Source organism: Halorubrum sp. PV6, from assembly GCF_003990725.2.
GTDB lineage: Archaea > Halobacteriota > Halobacteria > Halobacteriales > Haloferacaceae > Halorubrum.
In genome coordinates, this window is sequence record NZ_CP030064.1 from 262,274 (window position 1) to 283,942 (window position 21,669).

Consider the following 21,669-nt stretch of genomic DNA (forward strand, 5'->3'; position numbering starts at 1 on the left):
CTCCGAGCGGGTGCACAGGCCAATATCACGCGTGAGATATTGGTGCTATCGCTTTTATATGATAGCCGGTGAGCCCCCAGCATGGCTACATCGGGAGAGTACGGGCACGAGGACTTCGGGAAGGGCGGGCTGAACGACCAGCTCGACGTCGACGGACTGGTCGACGATATCGGACTCGACGCCGAGGAGATCCAGTGGCGAAAGGAGTTCATCGGCTTCGACGAGGAAGACGAGCGGCGACTGGCTCGGTACGAGGACGCGTTCGCGGAGAACGCAGAGCAGATCGCGGACGACTTCTACGAGAACCTGACCGCCCACCAGCAGACCGTCGACGTGATAAGCCGGTCGGAGAAGGGGCTCGAACAGCTCAAACGGACGCAGTCGGCGTACCTCGTGACGCTCGCCGACGGCGACTACGGGTCGGAGTACTTCGAGGACCGGGCGCGGATCGGGAAGATCCACGACATGCTGGAGATGCCGATGAAACACTACCTCGGCCAGTACGGCGTCTACTACGACCTCATCCTCCCGATCATCGGCGACAGGCTCACCGACTCGCTCACGGACCGGCTGGCCGACGAGGGCGTCGGCGAGGGCGTCAGCGAGGGCGTCGGCGACGCGGTCGAGGCGGCGGTCGAAGCGGAGGTCGACGACGCGGTCGAGGACCTGCTCTCTATCCTCCGGATCATCAACCTCGACATGCAGGTCGTCACTGACACGTACATCCAATCGTACAGCGAGAAGCTCTCCGAGGAGGTCGAGCGGAACAACCGCCTGATGGCCGAGGTGGAAGACGAGGTCCGCGAGCCGATCGCCGACCTGCGGGAGTCGGCCACTCACGTCGCCGACAGCGCCGGCGAGGTCGGCGAGGCGTCCGAAGACCAGTCACAGCGCGTCGAGGAGATCTCCTCGGAGGTGGCGAACCTCTCCGCGACCGTCGAGGAGGTGGCGTCGACCGCGGACGAGGTGGAGCGCACGAGCAGTCGGGCGGAGTCGATGGCCGACGACGGCCGCGAGGCGGCCGACGACGCCGCGGCCGCCATGGACGACATCGGCGACGCCGTCGACGAGGTGGCGGAGGACGTGGAGGCGCTCCAGGACCGCGTCGAGGAGATAGACGAGTTCGTCGACGCGATCAACGGGATCGCCGACCAGACGAACCTGCTCGCGTTGAACGCCTCGATCGAGGCCGCGCGGGCGGGCGACGCCGGCGCCGGCTTCGGCGTCGTCGCCGACGAGATCAAATCCCTCGCGGAGGAGTCCCAACAGCACGCGAGCGACATCGAGGAGATGGTCGGCGGGATCCGCACCGACACCGACGACACCGTCGAGAGCCTCTCGGAGACGACCCAGCGGGTCGACGAGGGGAGCGAGCGCGTCGAAGACGCCACGGAGAGCCTGTCCGCCATCGCCGAGGCGGTGACGGAGACGGCGAACGGCATCGACGAGGTGTCGGACGTGACCGACGAGCAGGCCGCCGCGGCCGAAGAGATCGCCGCCACGATCGACGACGTGGTCGCGCAGTCGAACCGCATCACCGACGAGATGCAGGCGCTCGCGGCCGCGAGCGATCGACAGTCGGACGCCGTCGAATCGGTCGAACAGACCGTGCGCCGGCTGACGACGAGCGATCGGAACGAGGCCGACTCGACCGCGGTGTCCCGCACCGACGGCGGGCGGGTCTCGACCCCCCGACGCGGCGATCGGTCGGTTCCGGCGGGGCTTCCGGACGGAATGCCGCAGTTCGTCATCGACCAACTCTCCGACGAGCAGTTGCGCGCCGTCGCCGACGGGGAGCTGACGATGGACGACCTGCGGTGAGCCGATCGGTCCGTACGCTCCCGTAGGCGGTCGGTGCGTACGCTCCCGTAGGGGTCGCCCCTCCCTGCGGTGTCTCTCTCGACGAGCCGTCCTTTTTAAGACGTGAAGTAGGCGTCCGGTCCGTGGATCCCCCGAATTTCTCGGAGCGCGGCGGCGCCACACCGACCGCAGGCGTCCGCATCTCCGGGGGCCTCGGGGAGCGCGAACACCGTCTCGCAGGCGTCGCAGGCGACGTACCGGAGCGCGAGCGACGGGGCGTCTGTCATGGGTCCGGTAGGCGACCGAGGCATATGAATCCGACCCGCACGGCGGCGAGGCACGAACCCGGCCCGAACGGTGGCGAGGACGGCCGGTCACGCAACCCCTAAGACGCGAGCGACCGGACTGAACGTATGAAGATAGCGATACTCGGCGGCACCGGCGACATCGGCGAGGGGTTGGCCCTCCGGCTGGCGGCCGACACGCCGCACCACGTCTCGATCGGGTCACGCGACGCGGAGAAGGCCGAGAACAAAGCCGAAGAGTACACCACGGAACTGGAGACCCGCGGCCTCGACGCCGAGGTGACCGGCGCCGCGAACGACGCTGCCGCCGCCGAGGCCCGGATCGTCGTGTTAGCGGTCCCGCCGTATCACGTCGGTGACACGGTCGAGGCGGTCGCCGACGCGCTCGACCCCGGCGACGTGCTCGTCTCGCCGGCGACCGGGATGAAACGCGACGAGGAGGGGTTCCACTACCACAAGCCCGGCGCGGGCTCCGTGACGCGGATCGTCGCGGACGCCGCGCCGGAGGGCGTCGCCGTCGTCGGCGCGTTCCACAACCTCGCGGCGGCCCGGCTCGCGAACCTCGACGCCGACCTCGGGATCGACACGCTCGTGATCGGCGACGACGCGGACGCGAAACGGACCGTCGTCGACGTGGCCGAGGGGATCGAGGGGTTACGCGCCCTCGACGCCGGCGGCCTCGCCAACGCGCCCGAGATCGAGGGGCTGACGCCGCTCCTGATAAACGTCGCTCAGAACAACGACGGGCTCCACGACCTCGGCATCCAGTTCCGCTGAGCCGTCCCCGGCGTTCCGTTAGGCCTTTGCGCGACCGGCTCCTCCGGGCAATAGATGGAGTACCTGGAGCGCCGGGTCGCACTGGTCGAAGGACGGCTGGAGTCCGTTATCGACGAGATCGAGCCCGACGAGCTGTCCGATGAGGTCGGCCACGTCGTTCTCGCCGGCGGCAAGCGCGTCCGCCCCGCCGTGACGATCCTCGCCTGCGAGGCGTTCGACGGCGACCCCGATTCGGCCGTCGACTTCGCGGCCGGGATCGAGTTCGTCCACAACGCGTCGCTCGTGATCGACGATATCATCGACCGCTCCGAGGTGCGACGCGGCACGCCCTCTGCGTGGTCCGAGTACGGCTACGGTCCGGCTATCATCGCCAGCGACGGCCTCCTCGGCGAGGCGTTCGCGCTCTTTTCGACCGAGCCGCGCGCGATGCGGACCGTCGCCGAGGCGATGGTGGAACTCGGCGAGGGCGAGGCCACGGAGCTCGCCGCCCGCCCGACGACCGAAGCCGAGTACATGGAGCTCGCGCGGCGGAAGACCGGCGCCCTGTTCCGGGCCGCCGCCGAACTCGGGGCGATCGCCGGCGGCGCCGACCCGCACGCCGTCGACGCCTTCGGGGAGTACGCCGAGCGCGTCGGCGTCGCCTTCCAGATGCGCGACGACGTCTTGGACGCGACCGCCGACGCCGACGACCTCGGGAAGCCGACCGGCCAGGACGCGGAGATGGATCGCCCCTCGGTGGTACAGGTCACCTCGCTCACGCCCGACGAGATAGACGAGCGCGCCCGCGAGCAGTCAGACCTCGCCTTAGCCGCGCTGGAGGAGGCCGACCCCCCGGAGACGGAGGCGATCGAGTACCTCCGCGACCTCGCCGAGTTCGTCGTCGTGCGCGAGCGGTGATCGCGAGGGCGCGGTAAAACCGGCGCAGCTAGGCGTCGCCGGTGTCCTGCGGGGGGAACAGCGGAACCGGGTCTTCGTGGTCGAACTCGATCCGCTCGTCCCCGGACAGCGGGTGGACGTACGTCGTCATCACGTCGCCGGCCCGAACGCGGCTGAGCATCCGGTCCGCCTCGGTGACCCGGTAGTACAGCGGGAGACAGAGCGCGGCCTCGGTCGCCGTCGACCGGAACACCAGCGTGAGATAGACGATCCCGTTTTCGTGCGCGCGAAACGCCTCGAACTCGTCGAACCCGTCTGCTTCGACCAGCTCCGTGAGCCGCTCGAACTCCTCGCCCGACACCAACACGTCGAGGCCGACCGCCTCGTCGGTCGAGTCGCCGGGCGCGGGGACGGGAACCACGTCGCCGGGGACCGGCGCGAACGCCGTCCATCCGCGCTCGCGGTACTCCGCTGCGGTCGCGCGACACTCTTCGATAACGGTCGTCCACGCGTCGTCGTCGTCGGCGAGTGGATGCTCTTCGACGTCCATGCACGCCGTAGGCGGCCGGCGGCGGGTAAACCTTCGCTCCCCTTTGCTCGACCCGGCTGCCCTCGCAAGCCAAAGGTATATGGATAGACGGTCGGAATGACGGCCCATGCCGCCTCTACTTTCGCTCTCTGACCTCAGAACACAGTTCTCGACGGAGCGGGGACAGGTGAAGGCCGTCGACGGCGTTGACCTGGAGATCCGCGAAGGCGAGACCGTCGGGCTCGTCGGCGAGTCCGGCTCCGGGAAAAGCGTCACCGCCCTGTCGACGATGGGGCTCGTCGACGACCCCGGCGAAATTGCGGGTGGGTCCGTCGAACTCACGGACGCCCGCCTCGCCGACGAACTCCGCGAGCGCTACGACACGTCGCGCTTCGTCGACGGCGACACGATCGACCTCACCGCCGCGCCGGAGGAGGCGCTCCGGTTCGTTCGGGGCCGCGAAGTGAGCATGATCTTCCAAGACCCGATGACCTCGCTCAACCCCTCGGTGACCGTCGGCGATCAGGTCGCCGAGAGCCTCAGACTCCACCAGTACGGCGGGCGTCGCAAGGACTCGTGGTTCAACGCCGTCCGCGAGATCCTCCCGAAGATCAGCCGCGACATGGACGAGGAGGTCCGACAGGAGACCATCGAGGTGTTAGAGGAAGTCGGGATTCCGGAGCCCGGCTCGCGGGTCGACGAGTACCCGCACGAGTTCTCCGGCGGCATGCGCCAGCGGGTGCTCATCGCGATCGCGTTGGCCTGTCAGCCGGGGCTGCTCGTCGCCGACGAGCCGACGACGGCGCTGGACGTGACCATCCAAGCGCAGATCCTCGACCTGATCGACGACCTCCAGAGCGACTTGGGGATGTCGGTGCTGATGATCACCCACGACCTCGGCGTGGTGGCCGAGACGTGCGACCGCGTCGCGGTGATGTACGCCGGCGAGATCGTCGAAGAGGGGCCGGTCGAGGAGATATTCGGGAACCCGTCGCACCCGTACACGTACACGCTCTTGGAGTCGCTCCCGAGCGAGGAGAAGGACCGCCTCACTCCGATCGAGGGGAACGTCCCCGACCTCATCGATATGCCCGCCGGCTGCCACTTCGCGGCGCGGTGTCCGTGGGCGACCGACGAGTGTACGAGCGGCGAGATCCCGTACCTCCAACACGGCCCTCAAGACGTCGACCACCGCTCGAAATGCATCATGGAGTCGTTCGACAAAGACGAGTACGGCGACGACACCGTCGCGCCCGGCCGCGACCGGTCCATCGGCGAGCCGCTCGTCGAGATCGACGGCTTACAGAAGTACTACGACCAGACCGACGGCGTCCTCGACCGCGTCCTCGGGGCCGACGACCGCAGCGTGAAAGCCGTCGACGGCATCGACTTCACGATCAACCGCGGCGAGACGCTGGGGCTCGTCGGCGAGTCCGGGTGTGGCAAGTCGACCGCCGGCCGAGCGCTGTTGCACCTCACCGAGCCGACGGACGGTCGGGTCGTCTTCGCCGGGACCGACCTCACCGACCTCGACGGGTCGGCGCTGCGCGAACAGCGGAAGAACCTCCAGATGATCTTCCAGGACCCGCTCTCGTCGCTCGACCCCCGCCAGACGGTCGGCCAGACGATCCGGGAGCCGCTGTCGATCCACGACCTGCCCGAGAGCGACCCGGCGGTGACGACCGAGGCAGAGGTTACCGTCTCGGGGATCGACCGCAGTCGCGTCGACGTGACCGTCGGCGACGAGATCGACGCGGTCGTCGGATCGGGAAGCGGCGTGGCGACGGCCCACGTCGACGTGACGGTCGCTGACGGCGAGGTCGACGTGGACGTGCGCGAACACCTCGGCGTCGAGGGGACCGTCGAACGCACCGACGCGGGCGACGTAGAGCGGGTCTCCGTGACGGTCTCCGCGGGCGACACCGACCGGCTCAGGCGCCGGCGCCGCGTCCGCCAACTGCTGGAGGCGGTCGGCCTCGAAGTCGGACAGTACGACCGCTACCCGCACGAGATGTCCGGCGGCCAGCGCCAGCGCGTCGGCATCGCGCGGGCGCTCGCGGTCGATCCGGAGTTCATCGTCGCCGACGAGCCGGTTTCCGCGCTCGACGTGAGCGTGCAGGCGCAGATCCTCAACCTGATGGAGGACCTGCAAGACCGGTTCGACCTGACGTACCTGTTCATCGCGCACGACCTGTCCGTGGTCCGGCACATCTCCGACCGCGTCGCCGTCATGTACCTCGGCGAAATCGTCGAGGTGGCGACCACGGACGAACTCTTCGCGGACCCGCGACACCCGTACACGCAGGCGTTGCTCTCGGCGATTCCCGAACCGGACCCGACCGCGAGCACCGACGACCGAATCATCCTCGAAGGCGACGTCCCCTCGCCGATCGACCCGCCCTCGGGGTGTCACTTCCGCACCAGGTGCCCGAAGGTCATCCCGCCGGACGACCTCGACATCGAACAGGAGACGTACCGGGAGGTCATGGACTTCCGCCAGCGCGTCGAGCGCGAAGGGATCGACGTCGAGACCATCCTCGACGGGACGGACGCCGGGCAGGTCGCGGCCGACGGTGGCGCGGCGACCGCTGCGGCCGGCGGCGACGGGGCCTCCCGCGCCGCGGTCGAGGCCGTCCGTGACGCGCAGTTCGACCGAAACCCGGACGGGCGCGCCGGCGAGGTCGTCGACCGCGCCATCCGACTCGTCCTCGACGGCGAGTGGGAGGAGGCCGCGAGCGTCCTCGCCGAGACGTTCACGAGCGTCTGCGAGCGCGAAGAGCCCACGCTGCCCGACGACGACCACCCGGCCGCGTGTCACCTCGTGGAGTAAGTTCCGACGCTCTGATATGTGGGGCCCACGGGTGCCGCGAGAACGTGTCACAAACCCGTATGGATCCGATCGGCAGGGCCCCTTTGATCACACCGTATCCGACGCACAGCCCATAAAAAGCGGCGGCCGAAGCGACTTCGTGGCCCCGTCGAAGCCGACATCCGCAGATCGCGTTCGCGTTATTCGACATTACAGTTATCAGAACAGTCTCGACTGTCCGTTCGGTAGGTTTATACTATATACTCTATAGGATACACCCATGTCATCCCGAGACACAAACGTTTCGCGGAGAAAATTCCTTGGCGCCGCCGGTGGCGCCGCAGTGACGGTCGGCCTCGCCGGCTGTTCCGGTAACGGCGGCGACGGTTCGGACGGGTCTGACGGTTCGGACGGGTCCGATGGCTCGGACGGTTCGGACGGATCTGACGGCTCCGACGGCGGCGAGACCACCCTGCTCCGGTACGGCCGGGGGAGCCACTCGCCGACGCTGGACTTCCAGAACAGTACGAGCGGTGAGGTCGCGAAGGTGACCGAGCAGATCTACGACACGCTGATCAACTTCGAGCCGGGCGCGTCGACGCTCACGGACGGGCTCGCCTCCGACTACTCGCTCGACGGCCAGACGGCGACGCTCACGCTGAAGGAGGGCGTCACCTTCCACAACGGCGAGGAGTTCACCGCGCAGGACTTCGTGGCGACGTACCGCCGCTTCGTCGACTCGGAGTACGAGTACTACGGCGGCGACGACTACGTCTCCGCGTACGGTCCCTTCACGCTCGGCAGCTGGATCGACGAGATCCAGACGGAGGGCGACTACGAACTGACGATCCAGCTCACGCAGACGTACGCGCCGTTCCTGCGCAACCTGGCGATGTTCGCGGCCGCGGTCCACTCCGAGGCCGCCATCGAGGAGTACGGTACCGACCTCTCCGAGAACGCGGTCGGGACCGGCCCGTTCCAGCTCGACACGCTCGACGACACCAACGAGCAGGTCCGTCTCTCCGCGTACGACGACTACTGGGGCGAGGGCCCGGAGATCGACGAGGCCGTGTTCGTCACGGTCGGCGAAAACTCCACGCGCGCGCAGTCGCTCGCGAGCGGCGAACTCGACATCATCGACGGGATCGGCGCGCAGTCGTCCCAGCAGGTCGATGGCGCCGACGGCGTCGAGCTCGTCCGCACCGAGGGGATCAACATCGGCTACATGGCGTTCAACATCGCGGCGGTCGAGCCGTTCCAGGATCGTCGCGTCCGCCAGGCCGTCAGCCACGCGATCAACACGGAAGCGATCGTCAACCAGATCTACTCCGGGTTCGCGACGCAGGCCAGCCAGCCGCTCCCGCCGAACGTAATGGGACACAACGACGACATCGACCCGTACCCGTACGATCTTGAGAAGGCACAGAGCCTGCTTGAGGAGGCGGGCTACGGCGACGGCTTCTCCTTCGAGCTGGCGACGTTCCAGAACCCCCGCGGCTACAACCCCTCGCCGATCCAGACGGCCGAGACGGTCGCGTCCAACCTCGGCGAGGTCGGCATCGAAGTCGAAATCAACCAGCAGTCGTTCTCGCCGTTCCTCGAGTACACCGCGCAGGGTCGTCACGACGCGTGTTTCCTCGGCTGGTACACCGACAACGCCGACCCGGACAACTTCGCGTACGTGCTGCTTCACCCGCAGGTCGACGACAGCGAACTCACCGAGGGACAGGACTGGGTCAGCTTCGACACCGAGGGGTACAACACGAGCAACCGCTCGGCGTGGGCGAACCAGGAGTACATGGACCTCGTCGAAGAGGGCCAGCAGACGACCGCGGAAAGCGAGCGCGCGGAGCTGTACAACGAAGCGATGCAGGTCGCTCACGACGAGGCGCCGTGGGTGTACCTGGACTACGCCGAAGAGCTTCGGGGTGTCGCTAGCCGGGTCAACGGGTTCCAGGTCTCCGCCATCAGCGGTCCGTACCTGAACCTGGTCTCGCTGGAGTAGTCGGTCACTTCAGTCACCCTCGATGTTTCCAAAGCGATTCGTCCTCAAACGGCTGCTGTTACTCGTCCCGGTCCTGATCGGAGTGGCGACGCTGGTGTTCTCCGTGCTCCACCTCTCGCCGGGAGACCCGGCGCTCACCATCGCCGGGGAGCGCGCGAGCCAGGAGTTCGTCGAGCGCATCCGGTCCGACCTCGGACTCAACGACCCGATATGGGTCCAGTACGTCGACTTCCTCGGGAACGTCGTTCGGTTCGACTTCGGGGAGTCGTACATCATCAACCGGAACACGACCGTCCGGGAAGTGCTCTCGAACACGCTCCCCGTCACGCTCGAACTGGCGCTGTACGGGCAGCTGTTCGGTATCCTGTTCGGTATCCCGCTCGGCGTTCTGAGCGCGGTCAAACAGGACACCTTCACCGACCACGCCACCCGTGTCGGCGCGCTCGCCGGCATCAGCGTCCCGATCTTCTGGAGCGGGCCGCTGCTGATCCTGCTCTTCGCGCAGGTCCTCGGCGTCCTTCCGACCAGCGGCCGGATCTCGTCGGTGTACAACGTCGCCGAGATCAGCGTGACCGGGATGGTGACTATCGACACGCTGATCGCCGGCAACTGGGAGATGTTCCGGTCGGCGGTCAGACACATGTTCCTGCCGTCGATCGTCATCGGCGTCTACTCGATGGCGCTCATCTCGCGGATGATGCGCTCGTCGATGCTGGAGGTCGTCAGGCAAGACTACATGCGAACCGCCCGCGCGAAGGGGCAAGGGGCGAAAATAACCGTCCTGAAACACGGGTTCCGCAACGCGTTGATCCCCGTCGTTACGATCATCGGGATCCAGTTCGGCGGGCTGCTCGGCGGCGCCGTGCTGACCGAGACCGTGTTCGCGATCGGCGGGATCGGGACGCTCCTCGTCGAGGCGATCGAGGTCGGTGACTACCCGATCGTGCAGGGGACTGTCCTCACGTTCGCGTTCCTGTTTACCCTCGTGAACCTCGTCGTCGACATCACCTACTCGTACCTCGATCCGAGGATCCAACAATGAGCACGGAAACACTCAGAGACGGCGAGGGAGAGACGACGAGCCGCGGGATCGTCGACCGCGTTCGCGCCTCGCCGTTCCTCTCTCAGCTACTGTCGAACCGCCTCGCGCTGACCGGGATCGCGATCATCGTCGCGATGATCGTGATCGCGGTGTACGCCCGCCTGACGCTCGATCTCGAGGTCATCTCTCGGTCGCAGCTCGGGACGAACCCGAACCGCGCCGCGCCGAGCCTGGGGTACCCGTTCGGGACCGACGGGCAGGCCCGCGACCTGCTCCCGCGCGTCGGATACGGCGCGTGGTACGCGATGCTGTTCGGAACGGTGACCGTCGGCGCCTCGACCGTGTTAGGGGTCGGTCTCGGCATTATCGCCGCCTACTACGGTGACATCACCGACAACGTGATCATGCGGACGATGGACGTGCTGTTGGCGTTCCCCTCGCTGCTCTTGGCGCTCGCGCTCGTGTCCATCTTCCCGGACGAACTCGGCCTGTGGCGCGCGGTCGCGGCGCTGACGCTCGTGTACACGCCCCGGTTCGCCCGCGTCGTCCGCGGAGCGGCGCTCACGGTGTTAGAAAACGAGTACATCGACGCGACGGTCGCGCTCGGCGCCACCGACCCGCGAGTGCTGGTTCGGCACGTGCTGCCGAACTGTCTCGCGCCGATCACCGTCCAATCGACGCTGAACTTCGGGCTCGCGATCATCGACCTGGCGGCGCTGTCGTTCCTCGGATTCGGCGCGTCGGCCGGGACGCCCTCGTGGGGACTCATGCTCTCGAACGGCGTGAATCAGGGCCTCCTCACCGGCGTCTGGTGGTGGTCGTTCTTCCCCGGCCTGTTCCTCGCGTTGACCGTCCTCGGGTTCAACCTGCTCGGGGACGGGATGCGAGACGCACTCGACCCCCGGATGCGGGAAGCGGTCGACTAACCCGTGTCGCTGGCGCTGGCCGTCCGTGAGCGCGGGCGGCTCGTCGGCGGCGGCGCCGTCGTCGGTGCGCTCGCAACGCCGCTCCTCGTCGGCGGGCTCGTCGCCGGCGCGGGGTACGTCCCGCTCGCGGCCGCGGAGCTGGCGTTCGCGTTCGGCGGCTTCTGGTTCGGCTTCGCGCTCCTCGGGTGGGCCGGGTCCGTCGCGTCCGGAGAAGCGATCGAGGCCGCACAGGAGCATCTCGACGTCGGGTCCGGCTGGACCGAACGCCGTTCTCGGCGCGCGATGGCGCGCGTCGGCGGCTTCGGTGCCGGGATGATGATCGTTGCGCCGGTCGTCGGGACCGTCGTCTAACGCGTCGGAACCGACGCTTCGCTTATAAATCCACGCCCGGCGCGTCGCGGTCGGCTTCCCATTCTTCGCGCGCCGCCTCCACGTCGTCCGGCTGTTCGCCCAGCAGGCACGCCGCGGGGTGGTCGCCCGCCGGCAACGCGGGCTCGACCGCCTCGCACGGCGACTGGTAGCGCTCCCGCAGCGTCGCCGCCGCGGTCTCGCGCTCTCCCTCGGCGAGCGCCCGAATCGCCTCGCGGACCGTCTCCTCGTCCGCGTCGGGCAGCGCCGTGTCGAACGCTTCGGTATAAATCGAGTCGGCGAACGCCGCCCGGTCCTCGCGGGTCGGGTCGCCGACCTGTTCCCACCGGAGGGCGACGTCGATGTCGCCGTTCTCGATCCGCGTGCGCAGTTCGCCGATTTCGCGGAACGTCTCCTGCGGTATCGAAAGCCCCGGCGGCTGGATCAGCTCCGGGCACCGGGTCCGGAACGAACACCCGGAGGGCGGGTTCCGCGGCGAGGGCACGTCGCCGCGTATCGTCTCGATAGTGCGGTCCTGCTCGCCGGTCTCCGCCCGCGGCACGGAGTCTAAGAGCGCCTTCGTGTACGGGTGATCCGGGTCCTCGAATATCTCCTCCGTGGGTCCGACTTCGACGACCTTCCCGAGGTACATGACGGCGACGCGGTCGGAGATGTGCCGGACCACGGACAGGTCGTGTGCGATGAACAGGTACGTCAGGTCGCGTTCCGCCTGCATGTCCGCGAGCAGGTTCAACACCTGCGCCTGCACGCTCACGTCGAGCGCGGAGACCGGCTCGTCGAGGACGATGAACTCTGGATCGATGGCGAGCGCGCGGGCGAACCCGATGCGCTGGCGCTGACCGCCGGAGAACTCGTGGGGGTAGCGGTCGATCTGGTCCGCGGAGAGCCCGACCTCTTCGAGCAGCGACTCGGCGCGCTGCCGGCGCTCGTCCCCGGTCCCCACGCCGTGGATCGCGAGCGGCTCCGTGATTATCTCGCCGGCGGTCATCCGCGGGTCGAGACTGGAGAACGGGTCCTGGAACATCACCTGCGCCCGTCGCCTGAACGCGTCCATGTCGGCGCCGGAGAGGTCGAACACGGGGTCGCCGTCGAACGTCACCGACCCGCCCGTCGGCTCGCGGAGCCGCATCAGCGTCTCCGCGAGCGTCGATTTCCCGCACCCGGACTCGCCGACGACGCCGAGCGTCTCGCCTTCGCGGACCTCGAAGGAGACGCCGTCGACCGCCCGCACCGCCTCCGGCTCCGCGCCGGTCAGCCGGTCTAACAGCGTGTCGTTCTCGTAGTAGTACTTCTCGAGACCGTCGACGGTGACGAGCGGGTCAGTCATCGCTTTCCTCCGTGGTCGGGGTGGGGTCGTCGCTCGCGCCCCTCGCGGCGTCTGCCGGCCTCGCGAGGCGCCCCTCGGGGACCGCGTCGACCTCGCTGTAGTCGCGCCCGGCGAGAACGCAGCGAGCCCGGTGGCCGTCGCCCACCTCGTACTCCGGCGGCCGGGTGAGACAGTCCGTCATGGCCTTCGGACAGCGGTCGGCGAAGTAACACCGGTCGGGCATGTTCGCGTCGACGAGGTCCGGCACGTTGCCCGCGATGGGTTCGAGCCGGTCGCCCGGCCGGTCGATATCCGGCACCGACCCCAACAACCCCTTCGTGTACGGGTGGACCGGGTCGTCGAACACGTCTTCGAGCGTCCCGCGCTCGACCACCTCGCCGGCGTACATCACGCTCACCCGGTCGGCGACGCGGGCGATGACGCCCAAGTTGTGGGTGATGAGGACGACGCTCATATCCAGCGTCTCCTGGAGGTCGGCCAGCAGGTCGAGGATCTGCGCCTGGATGGTCACGTCCAGCGCCGTCGTCGGCTCGTCGGCGACGAGCAGGTCCGGATCGCCCGCGAGCGCCTGTGCGATCATCGCCCGCTGTAACATCCCGCCGGAGAACTGGTGTGGATACTCCTCCGCGCGCTCGGCGGGGTCCGGGATGCCGACGCGTTCGAGCAGCTCGACCGCGCGGTCCCAGCTCGCCTCGGTGGTGTACGAGCGGTCGGGGAGGACGCTGTCGAGGAGCAGGCGTCCCAGCCCGTACCCCTGGGTCCGCGCTCGCGTCGAGCGCGGGTTCGCGCTCGCCCGCCGCTGTACCTCCGCCGCCTCGGCGATCTGCTCGCCGACCGTGAGCGCGGGGTTGAAACTGCTCATCGGGTCTTGGAAGATCATGCTGAAGGCGGACCCGCGGAGCGACCGCCGCTCCGCCTCGGAGAGCCGGCGGAGGTCGACGAAGTCGCCGTCGACCGCCTCAGGCTGGTCGCCCCCGACCCGCTCTGCGAGGTCGGGGTTGTTGTACCAGATCTCGCCGCCCGTGATCGCCCCCGGCGACTCGACCAGATCGATGAGCGAGAGCCCGGTGACGGACTTCCCGCTGCCGGACTCGCCGACGACGCCGAGGACGGAGCCGGCCTCGACGGTGAACGAGACGCCCTCGACCGCGTTTATCTGCCCCTCCTCGGTGAAAAAGCGCGTCGAGAGGTCGCGGACGCGAAGCAGGTCGGTCACGGCGCACCCCCCTGCCCCTCGATGTCCGGATCGAGGGCGTCGCGCAGCCAGTCGCCGATCAGATTAATGCCGACGACGGCGGCGACGATGGCGAGGCCGGGGACGGTCGCGATCCACCACGACGAGGAGAGGTACTGCCGCCCCTGCGCGATGTCGAAGCCCCACGAGAGCTGTGCCCCGGAGAAGCCGAGGAACGACAGCGCCGACTCGAGGAGGATGATCGCGGCGATCTGTATCGTCGCGAGCACTAAGATCGGCGTCAGGCTGTTCGGCAACACGTGTCTGAGGATGATGTGGAGGTCGCTGCCGCCCATCGAGCGCGCGGCCTTGACGTACTCCTGATCGCGGACCGAGAGCGCCTCGCCCCGCGCGACGCGGGCGAACCACACCCAGTTGACGAGCGCGACGACGACGATCACGGTCCCCGGCAACACGATGTCCCCCGGCATCGTCTCGGGCGCGATACCGGTGGCGACCAGCGGGTCGGGGATCCGCAGCGACGCCTGCCCCCACAGCCCGATGAGCGCGATCGCGAGGACGAGCGACGGGAACGCCAACATGACGTCGGCAAACCGCATCAGCGCGTCGTCGATCCGCCCGCCGTAGTAGCCGGCCGTGATCCCGACGGTGACGCCGAGGACGACGGCGATCGCGGTGCCGAACAGCCCGACCAGCAGGGACGTGCGCGCCCCGAACATCGTTCGCGAGAGCACGTCGCGGCCGAGCGAGTCGGTCCCGAGCGGGTGTTCCGCCGTGGTGTTGACGGCGACCTGCTCTTCGACGATCTGCACCTCGCCGTCGACCATCTCGGTACTCGTTTGGTTCTCCGTCGCCGTGAATCCGATCGGCGGGATGTTCGCGTTATCGAGGTTCTGGTCTTCCGGGTCGTGTGGCGCCAACAGGGGCGCGAAGAGCGCGGTCACGATGATGACGACGACGATTGCGATGCCGAGTTTGGCGAGCAGGCTTCGAGAGAGTTCGCTCCGGAGGTTCCGGCGCGTTCGGGGGGCGATCATCGGTCGACCACCCCGGCTGTCCACACCGCGCCGGACAGTCCGTGTGTCTCACGGCGCGAGCGACGGCGGTCCGCCATCAGCGCGCCACCCGCGGGTTGAGATACGCGTACAGCGCGTCGACGAAGATGTTGATCAACACGAACCCCGTCCCGATCACGATCAGCGACCCCTGTATCAGCGGCCAGTCGCGGACGTTGATCGAGTTGATGACGAGCGTCCCGAGCCCCGGCCACGAGAACACGGACTCGGTGATCACCGCGCCGCCGATCAGCGTCCCCAGCTGGAGCCCCAGAACCGTCACGATCGGGATGAGCGTGTTCTGTAGCGCGTGTTTGTACTGGATCAGCGACTCCGGGAGCCCCTTCGCGCGCGCCGCCCGGACGTACGGCTGTCCGAGCTCCTCTATCATCCCGCTCCGAGTGAGTCGGGTGATGAGGGCGGTGAAATACGTCCCGAGCGTCACCGCCGGCAACGCGATGTGCCACAGCCACGTTCGGAGGCCGTCGAGGAAGGCGCCGACGTCCATCGGGACCGAGATTCCGTTCTCGAAGGTCACGAGGAACCCGAACGTCTCGACGAAGCCGATCGGTCTGCGGCTCGTCGGGAACAGGTCGAACTGCACCGACAACACCAGGATGAGCATGATCCCGAGCCAGAAGTTCGGCGTCGAGATGCCGACCAGCGAGAACAGCGTCGCTCCATAGTCGGCCGGCTCGCGCCGACGCGTCGCGCTGATGACGCCGAGCGGAATCGCGATGACGACGGCGACGACGGTCGCCGCGACCGCCAGTTCGACCGTGGCCGGCACCCGAGCGAAGACGACGGTACTCGCCTCCGTCCCCCGGAGGTACGAGAATCCCATGTTCCCTTGGAGGAGACCGAGGATGTACTCGGCGTACTGGACGTACAGCGGCTGATCGAGGCCCAACTCCGCGGCTATCTGTGCGCGAAGCTCGGCGCTCGCGTCCAGCGGGGCGACGAACGTCACCGGGTTCCCCGGCGTGATGAACCGCAGCAGGAACACCGCGGTCACGACGCCCCACACGACGAGCACGCCTTGGATCCCGCGTTTCAGGAGGAACCGTCCCAGCGCCATCGGGCCTTAGCTTCCGCCCGGCAGGTTCTGGGACTCGGCCATGAGTTCGTCGACCTCCTCGTCTTCCCGGTAGCTGGAGAGCGCCCCGTCGGACGTGAGGAGGGGAATGATCGTCTGGCTGGCGTCGAAGGTCGTGTTCCCCCAGCCGAGCAGGTAGAAGTGCGGGAAGTTCTCCAGTTCGCCGCTCGTCACCTCGCCCGCGAGCGAGGCGAAGTCGCGCTGCTCGACGTCACAGGAGACGTTCGAGAGCTCGTTGATCTGGCTGGCGACCGCCTGGGCGATCTGTACGTCGCGCAGGTAGCGCCCGACGGGCGTTTCGAGGGTGATCTCGGCGCCCGCGTGGCCGGACTCCTCGACCAGCCGTTCCGCCTCCTCGACGTCTTGCGGGTACGGGCTGACGTCTTCGTTGTCTCCGACGAACCCTTCGAGGGTCGGCTGGCCGGTCGCGTCGGCGAACCCCTGTAGGATGTTCTCGATGATGCTGTCTAAGTCGATGGCGTAGTTCATCGCCTGTCGGAACTCGGGACTGGAGAACGGCTCCACGTCGTACCGCATGGCGTTGAACACGACCCTGGTACTCGGCACCGCCGTGACCGCCGTGGTGTCCTCGTCGCGGACGCGACTCACCTCCTGTGGCGGAACGTTGACGATGAGGTCGGTCTCGCCGGCGAGAAGTTCCGAGACGCGCGTACTCGACTCGCTCGCCGCCTGGATCGTCAGCTCTTCGACCTCCGGCGTGCCGCCCCAGTAGTCCTCGTACGCCTCGTACACCACCTGCACGTCCTGTTCGTACTCGACGACCCGGAACGGGCCGGTCCCGTTCATGTCGGAGTTGATCGCCGAGGACTCCCGCGACTCGATCCAGTCTTCCTGCACGACCTTACAGTACGAGGCGAACTGCGAGAAGACGGTCGGATTGATCCCGTCCGAGATCACTTCGACGCCGCCGTCGACGACCTCGGCGCCCGTCACGCCGGCGAGTTGGTCCCGCTGCGGGCTCGCGATCCCGCCGACGTTCTCGTCGACGACGCGGTTGATGCTGTACGAGACGTCCGACGGCTGGAGGGTGTCGCCGTTGTGGAAGGTGACGCCGTCGCGGATCTCGAACCGGACGCGGCCCTCCTCCAGTCGCTCGTAGTCGGTCGCGAGCGCGTCGATGACGTCGCCGTCGGCGTTGCGGCCGAGGACGCCGTCGTACGACTGGATCACGATGTTGTCGGTCGGCGTCTCGCGGTGGTCGTGGGGGTCGAGCCCGGAGTCCATCGACGACTGCGTGATCGTGACGGACGGGTCGCCCTCCGCCACCGAGATGGCCTGCGCCTCGATCCGCTCGTCACGGCGGGCGTCCCATTCGAGGCGGCTCGCGATGCCGTACACGCTGTACTGGCGGTTGAGGTAGACCCACGGGGCGCGCTGGTTGAGCCGGAGGTTCGCCCGCTGGAGGTGTTCCTCGCGCGTCTCCGGCTCGGGGAGTTCCTCTCCGTCGCTGCCGTCGCTCCCGTCGCTGCCATCGCTTCCGTCGCTCCCGTCGCTGCCATCGCTTCCGTCGCTCCCGTCGCCGCCGTTTCCGGTGCAGCCGGCTACGCCGACGGCGGCTGCGGTGCCGCCGACGTACGTGAGGTACGTTCGTCGGTTCATATTTTCGTCGTCCTGTGACATATCCTCACAGATACCACCACGAGACATAAGAACTGTGGTGGTTCCCCGATGGGTGACACGAATCGCCGCCCCTCGCGTCCGCGCCGAGGAAGGTTTAATCCCGCGCGGCGTCGCTGTCCCCGTATGAGCAGGTCCGGTCTCGGCGAGCAGTGGCAGCGCGTGTTCGACGACACCGAAGCGACCGCGGCGGCGTACCGCGACCGCGGCTGGGATGCGATCGCGCTCCACCCCGGTGACGTGAACCCGGTTCCCGACGCGGCGCGGCTCCACGTCTTGCTCCCCGGCGCGGAGTTCGACGAGGCGAACGCTCTCCTCGACGGGGTGACGGTCGACTCGGTCCAGGTGTACGCGGCGTCGGGCGAGACCGCCAGTTACCGACTCGTCGTCGCGGAGTGTACAGCGCCCGAACTCGCCGTCTGCATTCCAACGTTCGTGCGCGACGCGGACCGCGAGGCGATAGAGACGGCCGCGACCGACGCGGGGGAACTGGTCGTTCGCCTTCGTCCCCTCGACGACCGCGACCACGTCGACGTCGCCGTCGACGACCCGGAACTCTTCTTCGCGGCGCCGAGCGAGTAGGGGGAGACGCACGCAGCGCGACCGCCCGCTCGCGGCCGCCGTCGGCGCTCGCGCCCCAGTCACGTTCGTGGGTATCGATCTCGCCGACGACTTCGACGTATTCATACTTGTGCGATCACGATCATCGGCATGAACCGAGCAGAGAAGGCGGCCCTCCAACTGCAGGCGGTCGCCGTGCTGCGGATGTTAAAAGAGACGCGCACCTACGAGGAGCTGTCCGACGTGACCGGACTGCCCGCCGGCGACTTAAATCGATACGTCAACGGGCACGTCCTCCCCGGCACCGACCGCGCCAGCGAGGTCGTCGAGGCGGTCGGCCGCGACGCGCTCGCCGACGAACTCCTCGCCCGCGTCGAGTTCGACGACGAGGGGTACGTCGACAACTCCGGGGTCGTCTTCGACCAGTCGTTCCTCGATTTGGTCGCGCCCGTCGCCGCCGAGACGTTCGCGTTCGAGTCGCCGGACGTGGTGCTCACGGCCGCCACGGACGGGATCACCGTCGGTGCGGCGATGGCCTCCTTCTTCGACGCGCGGCTCGCGTACGCCAAGAAGTCGAAGGAGACGGCGGTCGAGGAGTTCATCGAGTCGCGCCAGCGGCTCGCCTCCGGTATCGAACTCACCTACTACCTCCCCGCGAGCGCGGTCGACGCCGGCGACACCGTCCTGGTCGTCGACGATCTGATCCGGTCGGGCGAGACCCAAGAACTCCTCCTGGACATCGCCCTCCAAGCCGACGCCGACGTCACCGGCGTGTTCACGCTCATCGCCGTCGGCGACGAGGGGATGGAGCGTGCGCGCGAGATAACCGACGCTCCCGTGGGCGCGCTGACGACCTTCGAGTAGGCGCTGCCGCGCCATGCGGCGGGGGTCGGCGGGCTCAAATACGCACGTTCGCGCATTTATTTCTCTCTACTAACGTTTTAAATCGAAATTATATACACAAATTTGTATACTTCTCGCCCGCGTTCAGCAACGCTTATTACCCGATCACGGGGTAGCCACACCTGTTCAATGGGGCTCACAGACACGCTGTCGGCGCAGTTCGACGTAGACGAGCACGGCTCCGACGTCCGTACGGAACTGGTCGCGGGGCTCACCACGTTCCTCGCGATGAGCTACATCATCGTGGTGAATCCCGCGATCCTCTCGGCCGCGATCCAGATCGAGGGGTACGGACAGGGCGAGGTGTTCCAGATGATCGCCATCGCGACCATCCTCTCCGCGGCCATCGGAACGGCCGTGATGGCGCTGTACGCCAACCGACCGTTCGGGCTCGCGCCCGGACTGGGGCTCAACGCCTTCTTCGCGTTCACCGTCGTCCTCGGGCTCGGCATCCCGTGGCAGACGGCCCTCGCCGCGGTGTTCGTTGAGGGGGTCCTGTTCATGCTCCTGACCGCGGTCGGCGCGCGCGAGTACGTCATCCAACTGTTCCCCGAGCCGGTGAAGCGCTCGGTCGGCGCCGGTATCGGTCTGTTCCTGCTTTTCATCGGCCTCCAAGAGCTCCAGATCGTCGTCCCCGACGACGCGACGCTCGTCACGCTCGGCGGCGTCTTCGCGAACCCGTGGGCGATCCTCGGCCTGCTCGGTCTCGTGTTCACGTTCGCGCTGTGGGCCCGCGGGATCACGGGCTCGATCGTGATCGGCATCCTGACGACCGCCGTCGCCGGCTGGGGGCTCACCCTCGCGGGCGTCTTCCAGCGCGGCGTCATCACGCCCGAAACGCTCCCGAGCGCGCAGTACGACATCACCCCGCTCGCCGGGGCGTTCGTCGACGGACTGGGACAGATCGAGCCAACCACGTTCGTCTTAGTCGTGTTCACGTTCTTCTTCGTCGACTTCTTCGACACCGCCGGCACGCTCATCGGCGTCTCGCAGTTCGGTGACTTCCTCGACGAGGACGGTGACCTCCCCGACATGGACAAGCCGCTGATGGCCGACGCGGTGGGGACGACCGCCGGCGCGGTGCTCGGCACTTCCACGGTGACGACGTACATCGAGTCGTCGACCGGCGTCGAGGAGGGCGGGCGCACAGGCCTGACCGCGCTCGTCGTCGCGCTGCTGTTCGTCGCCTCGCTCGCGGTGATCCCCGTTGTCGCCGCCATCCCCGAGTACGCCTCCTTCATCGCGCTGATCGTCGTCGGCGTGATGATGCTGCAGGGCCTCGTCGAGGTCGACTGGTCGAACCCGGCGTGGGCGGTCTCCGCGGGCCTGACGGTCACCGTGATGCCGTTCGCCTACTCCATCGCCGACGGATTGGCCGCCGGTATCATCGCCTACCCTCTCATCAAACTCGCCATCGGCGAGTACGACGACGTCGCACTCGGTCAGTACGTCATCGCGGCGCTGCTCGTCGTCTACTACGTCCTGCAGACGCGCGGCGTCATCCTCTGATCGGGGGCGACGCCGGAACGCCGTTTAAACTGGGGCGGAACGTCATTGAAATCAGAGCGGATCGGCTTTTAACCCAAGACGGAACGAGCTTATAAACCAGAGACAGCGCCCGTGCGCGACGCGCGCATGGCCCACCGCACTTCTTTACCCGTCTGTCCCGTACTCCACACCGATGACGGATCTGACGCTCTACGAACTGGAAGGCTGTCCGTACTGCGCGAAGGTCAAGACCGTGCTCGGCGACCTGGACCTCGACTACGAGTCGGTGATGGTCCCACGCTCGCACGGCGAGCGCACCGAGGTCGAAGCGATCAGCGGGCAGACAGGCGTCCCCGTCCTCGTCGACGAGGCGAACGGGATCGAGGGGATGGCCGAGAGCGACGACATCGTCGAGTACCTCGAAGAGACGTACGGCGACGCGAGTTAACTCGGCTCGCGCGCAACGCGGCAACGAAGCAACACAGCAACGCGACGACCCGATCCCGCGGCCGACCCGCCGCCGGCCGATCGGGAGACTATTTATCCGACGGCTGCCACGCTCCCAGCGTGCGACTCATCCACCGACGCGCTCCGTCCGCCGACGAACCGGCCGACGGCGCGTCGTCAGCCCGCGAGCCCGCCGTCACGTCGACGACGCTCGCCAGCGACGTCGACGTGGCGCGGTCGGCGCTCGAACAGGGCCGCGGCCTGATGTTCCGGCGGTCGATCCCCGACGACTACGCGCTCGTCTTCCCCTTCGACGCCCCGGACACCCAGTGGCTCCACATGCTGTTCGTCCCGTTCGCGATCGACGCGCTGTGGCTCGTCGACGGCGAGGTGACGCGGACGAAGCGGCTCGCCCCGTTCGTCGGCTTGGGCCGCGGCCGCGCCGACACGGTGGTCGAGCTCCCCGCCGGCGCTGCCGACGCGGTCGCCGTCGGCGACGAGATTCGACTCGTCGACTGACG

20 protein-coding genes are annotated in these 21,669 nt (G+C 67.9%); 13 read left to right on the forward strand and 7 right to left on the reverse strand.

Features of this window, described 5'->3' with window-relative positions:
- Positions 1-81 precede the first annotated feature (81 nt).
- Entirely contained in the window at positions 82-1,821 is a 1,740-nt protein-coding gene (locus DOS48_RS14960; RefSeq protein WP_244629353.1) for a globin-coupled sensor protein, read from the forward strand.
- Between the two features lie 95 nt (positions 1,822-1,916).
- Here the strand turns inward: DOS48_RS14960 and DOS48_RS14965 are convergent, their stop codons facing one another.
- Positions 1,917-2,087 carry a hypothetical protein gene (locus DOS48_RS14965; RefSeq protein WP_158283829.1) on the reverse strand — a complete coding sequence of 57 codons (171 nt, stop codon included), beginning with the start codon at positions 2,085-2,087 and terminating at the stop codon, positions 1,917-1,919.
- 126 nt (positions 2,088-2,213) lie between these two features.
- On the opposite strand from DOS48_RS14965, the gene npdG reads away from it, so the two are divergent.
- Together npdG and DOS48_RS14975 are read left to right on the forward strand one after the other, a co-directional pair.
- Positions 2,214-2,882: an NADPH-dependent F420 reductase gene (gene npdG, locus DOS48_RS14970; RefSeq protein WP_127116522.1), complete on the forward strand. Its 669-nt coding sequence runs from the start codon at positions 2,214-2,216 to the stop codon at positions 2,880-2,882.
- 54 nt (positions 2,883-2,936) lie between these two features.
- Positions 2,937-3,779, forward strand: coding sequence for a polyprenyl synthetase family protein (locus DOS48_RS14975; RefSeq protein WP_127116523.1), 843 nt, complete (start codon positions 2,937-2,939; stop codon positions 3,777-3,779).
- Between the two features lie 28 nt (positions 3,780-3,807).
- Here the strand turns inward: DOS48_RS14975 and DOS48_RS14980 are convergent, their stop codons facing one another.
- Positions 3,808-4,308 (reverse strand): hypothetical protein, encoded by a 501-nt coding sequence (locus tag DOS48_RS14980; RefSeq protein ID WP_127116524.1) that lies wholly within the window; start codon positions 4,306-4,308, stop codon positions 3,808-3,810.
- A 106-nt stretch (positions 4,309-4,414) separates the two neighbouring features.
- Here DOS48_RS14980 and DOS48_RS14985 point away from each other — a divergent pair, with 106 nt between their 5' ends.
- The 5 genes from DOS48_RS14985 (at position 4,415) to DOS48_RS15005 (ending at position 11,420) form a co-directional block, all read left to right on the forward strand.
- The gene (locus DOS48_RS14985) at positions 4,415-7,117 is read left to right on the forward strand and encodes a dipeptide ABC transporter ATP-binding protein (protein ID WP_127116525.1); all 2,703 of its coding nucleotides are present in this window, start codon (positions 4,415-4,417) and stop codon (positions 7,115-7,117) included.
- Between the two features lie 259 nt (positions 7,118-7,376).
- Entirely contained in the window at positions 7,377-9,101 is a 1,725-nt protein-coding gene (locus DOS48_RS14990; RefSeq protein WP_127116526.1) for an ABC transporter substrate-binding protein, read from the forward strand.
- A gap of 22 nt (positions 9,102-9,123) precedes the next feature.
- A complete protein-coding gene (locus DOS48_RS14995) occupies positions 9,124-10,143 on the forward strand; it encodes an ABC transporter permease (protein WP_127116527.1) in 1,020 nt (339 codons plus the stop codon).
- Positions 10,140-11,069, forward strand: a complete 930-nt coding sequence (locus DOS48_RS15000; protein WP_127116528.1) for an ABC transporter permease — start codon at positions 10,140-10,142, stop codon at positions 11,067-11,069. Before DOS48_RS14995 ends, DOS48_RS15000 begins: the two co-directional genes overlap by 4 nt.
- 3 nt (positions 11,070-11,072) lie before the next feature.
- Positions 11,073-11,420 carry a hypothetical protein gene (locus DOS48_RS15005; protein WP_127116529.1) on the forward strand — a complete coding sequence of 116 codons (348 nt, stop codon included), beginning with the start codon at positions 11,073-11,075 and terminating at the stop codon, positions 11,418-11,420.
- 22 nt (positions 11,421-11,442) lie between these two features.
- On the opposite strand, the gene DOS48_RS15010 is transcribed toward DOS48_RS15005, so the two are convergent.
- From DOS48_RS15010 to DOS48_RS15030, 5 genes are all read right to left on the reverse strand, one after another.
- Positions 11,443-12,765: an ABC transporter ATP-binding protein gene (locus DOS48_RS15010; RefSeq protein WP_127116530.1), complete on the reverse strand. Its 1,323-nt coding sequence runs from the start codon at positions 12,763-12,765 to the stop codon at positions 11,443-11,445.
- The gene (locus DOS48_RS15015; protein ID WP_127116531.1) at positions 12,758-13,981 is read right to left on the reverse strand and encodes an ABC transporter ATP-binding protein; all 1,224 of its coding nucleotides are present in this window, start codon (positions 13,979-13,981) and stop codon (positions 12,758-12,760) included. The genes DOS48_RS15010 and DOS48_RS15015 overlap by 8 nt, the downstream gene beginning before the upstream one ends.
- On the reverse strand, positions 13,978-14,997 hold the full coding sequence (locus DOS48_RS15020) for an ABC transporter permease (protein ID WP_127116532.1): 1,020 nt from the start codon (positions 14,995-14,997) through the stop codon (positions 13,978-13,980). The genes DOS48_RS15015 and DOS48_RS15020 overlap by 4 nt, the downstream gene beginning before the upstream one ends.
- A gap of 76 nt (positions 14,998-15,073) precedes the next feature.
- Complete coding sequence (locus tag DOS48_RS15025; protein ID WP_127116533.1) at positions 15,074-16,093, reverse strand: ABC transporter permease; 1,020 nt, start codon at positions 16,091-16,093, stop codon at positions 15,074-15,076.
- A 6-nt stretch (positions 16,094-16,099) separates the two neighbouring features.
- The gene (locus tag DOS48_RS15030; protein ID WP_210755391.1) at positions 16,100-17,752 is read right to left on the reverse strand and encodes an ABC transporter substrate-binding protein; all 1,653 of its coding nucleotides are present in this window, start codon (positions 17,750-17,752) and stop codon (positions 16,100-16,102) included.
- Between the two features lie 123 nt (positions 17,753-17,875).
- Here DOS48_RS15030 and DOS48_RS15040 point away from each other — a divergent pair, with 123 nt between their 5' ends.
- The 5 genes from DOS48_RS15040 (at position 17,876) to DOS48_RS15060 (ending at position 21,667) form a co-directional block, all read left to right on the forward strand.
- Positions 17,876-18,331 (forward strand): hypothetical protein, encoded by a 456-nt coding sequence (locus DOS48_RS15040; RefSeq protein WP_127116534.1) that lies wholly within the window; start codon positions 17,876-17,878, stop codon positions 18,329-18,331.
- A 129-nt stretch (positions 18,332-18,460) separates the two neighbouring features.
- Positions 18,461-19,174 (forward strand): phosphoribosyltransferase family protein, encoded by a 714-nt coding sequence (locus tag DOS48_RS15045; RefSeq protein ID WP_127116535.1) that lies wholly within the window; start codon positions 18,461-18,463, stop codon positions 19,172-19,174.
- 168 nt (positions 19,175-19,342) lie between these two features.
- Positions 19,343-20,722: an NCS2 family permease gene (locus DOS48_RS15050; RefSeq protein ID WP_127116536.1), complete on the forward strand. Its 1,380-nt coding sequence runs from the start codon at positions 19,343-19,345 to the stop codon at positions 20,720-20,722.
- A 172-nt stretch (positions 20,723-20,894) separates the two neighbouring features.
- Positions 20,895-21,149, forward strand: a complete 255-nt coding sequence (locus tag DOS48_RS15055) for a glutathione S-transferase N-terminal domain-containing protein (RefSeq protein ID WP_127116537.1) — start codon at positions 20,895-20,897, stop codon at positions 21,147-21,149.
- 119 nt (positions 21,150-21,268) lie between these two features.
- The gene (locus DOS48_RS15060; protein WP_127116538.1) at positions 21,269-21,667 is read left to right on the forward strand and encodes a DUF192 domain-containing protein; all 399 of its coding nucleotides are present in this window, start codon (positions 21,269-21,271) and stop codon (positions 21,665-21,667) included.
- Positions 21,668-21,669 lie beyond the last annotated feature (2 nt).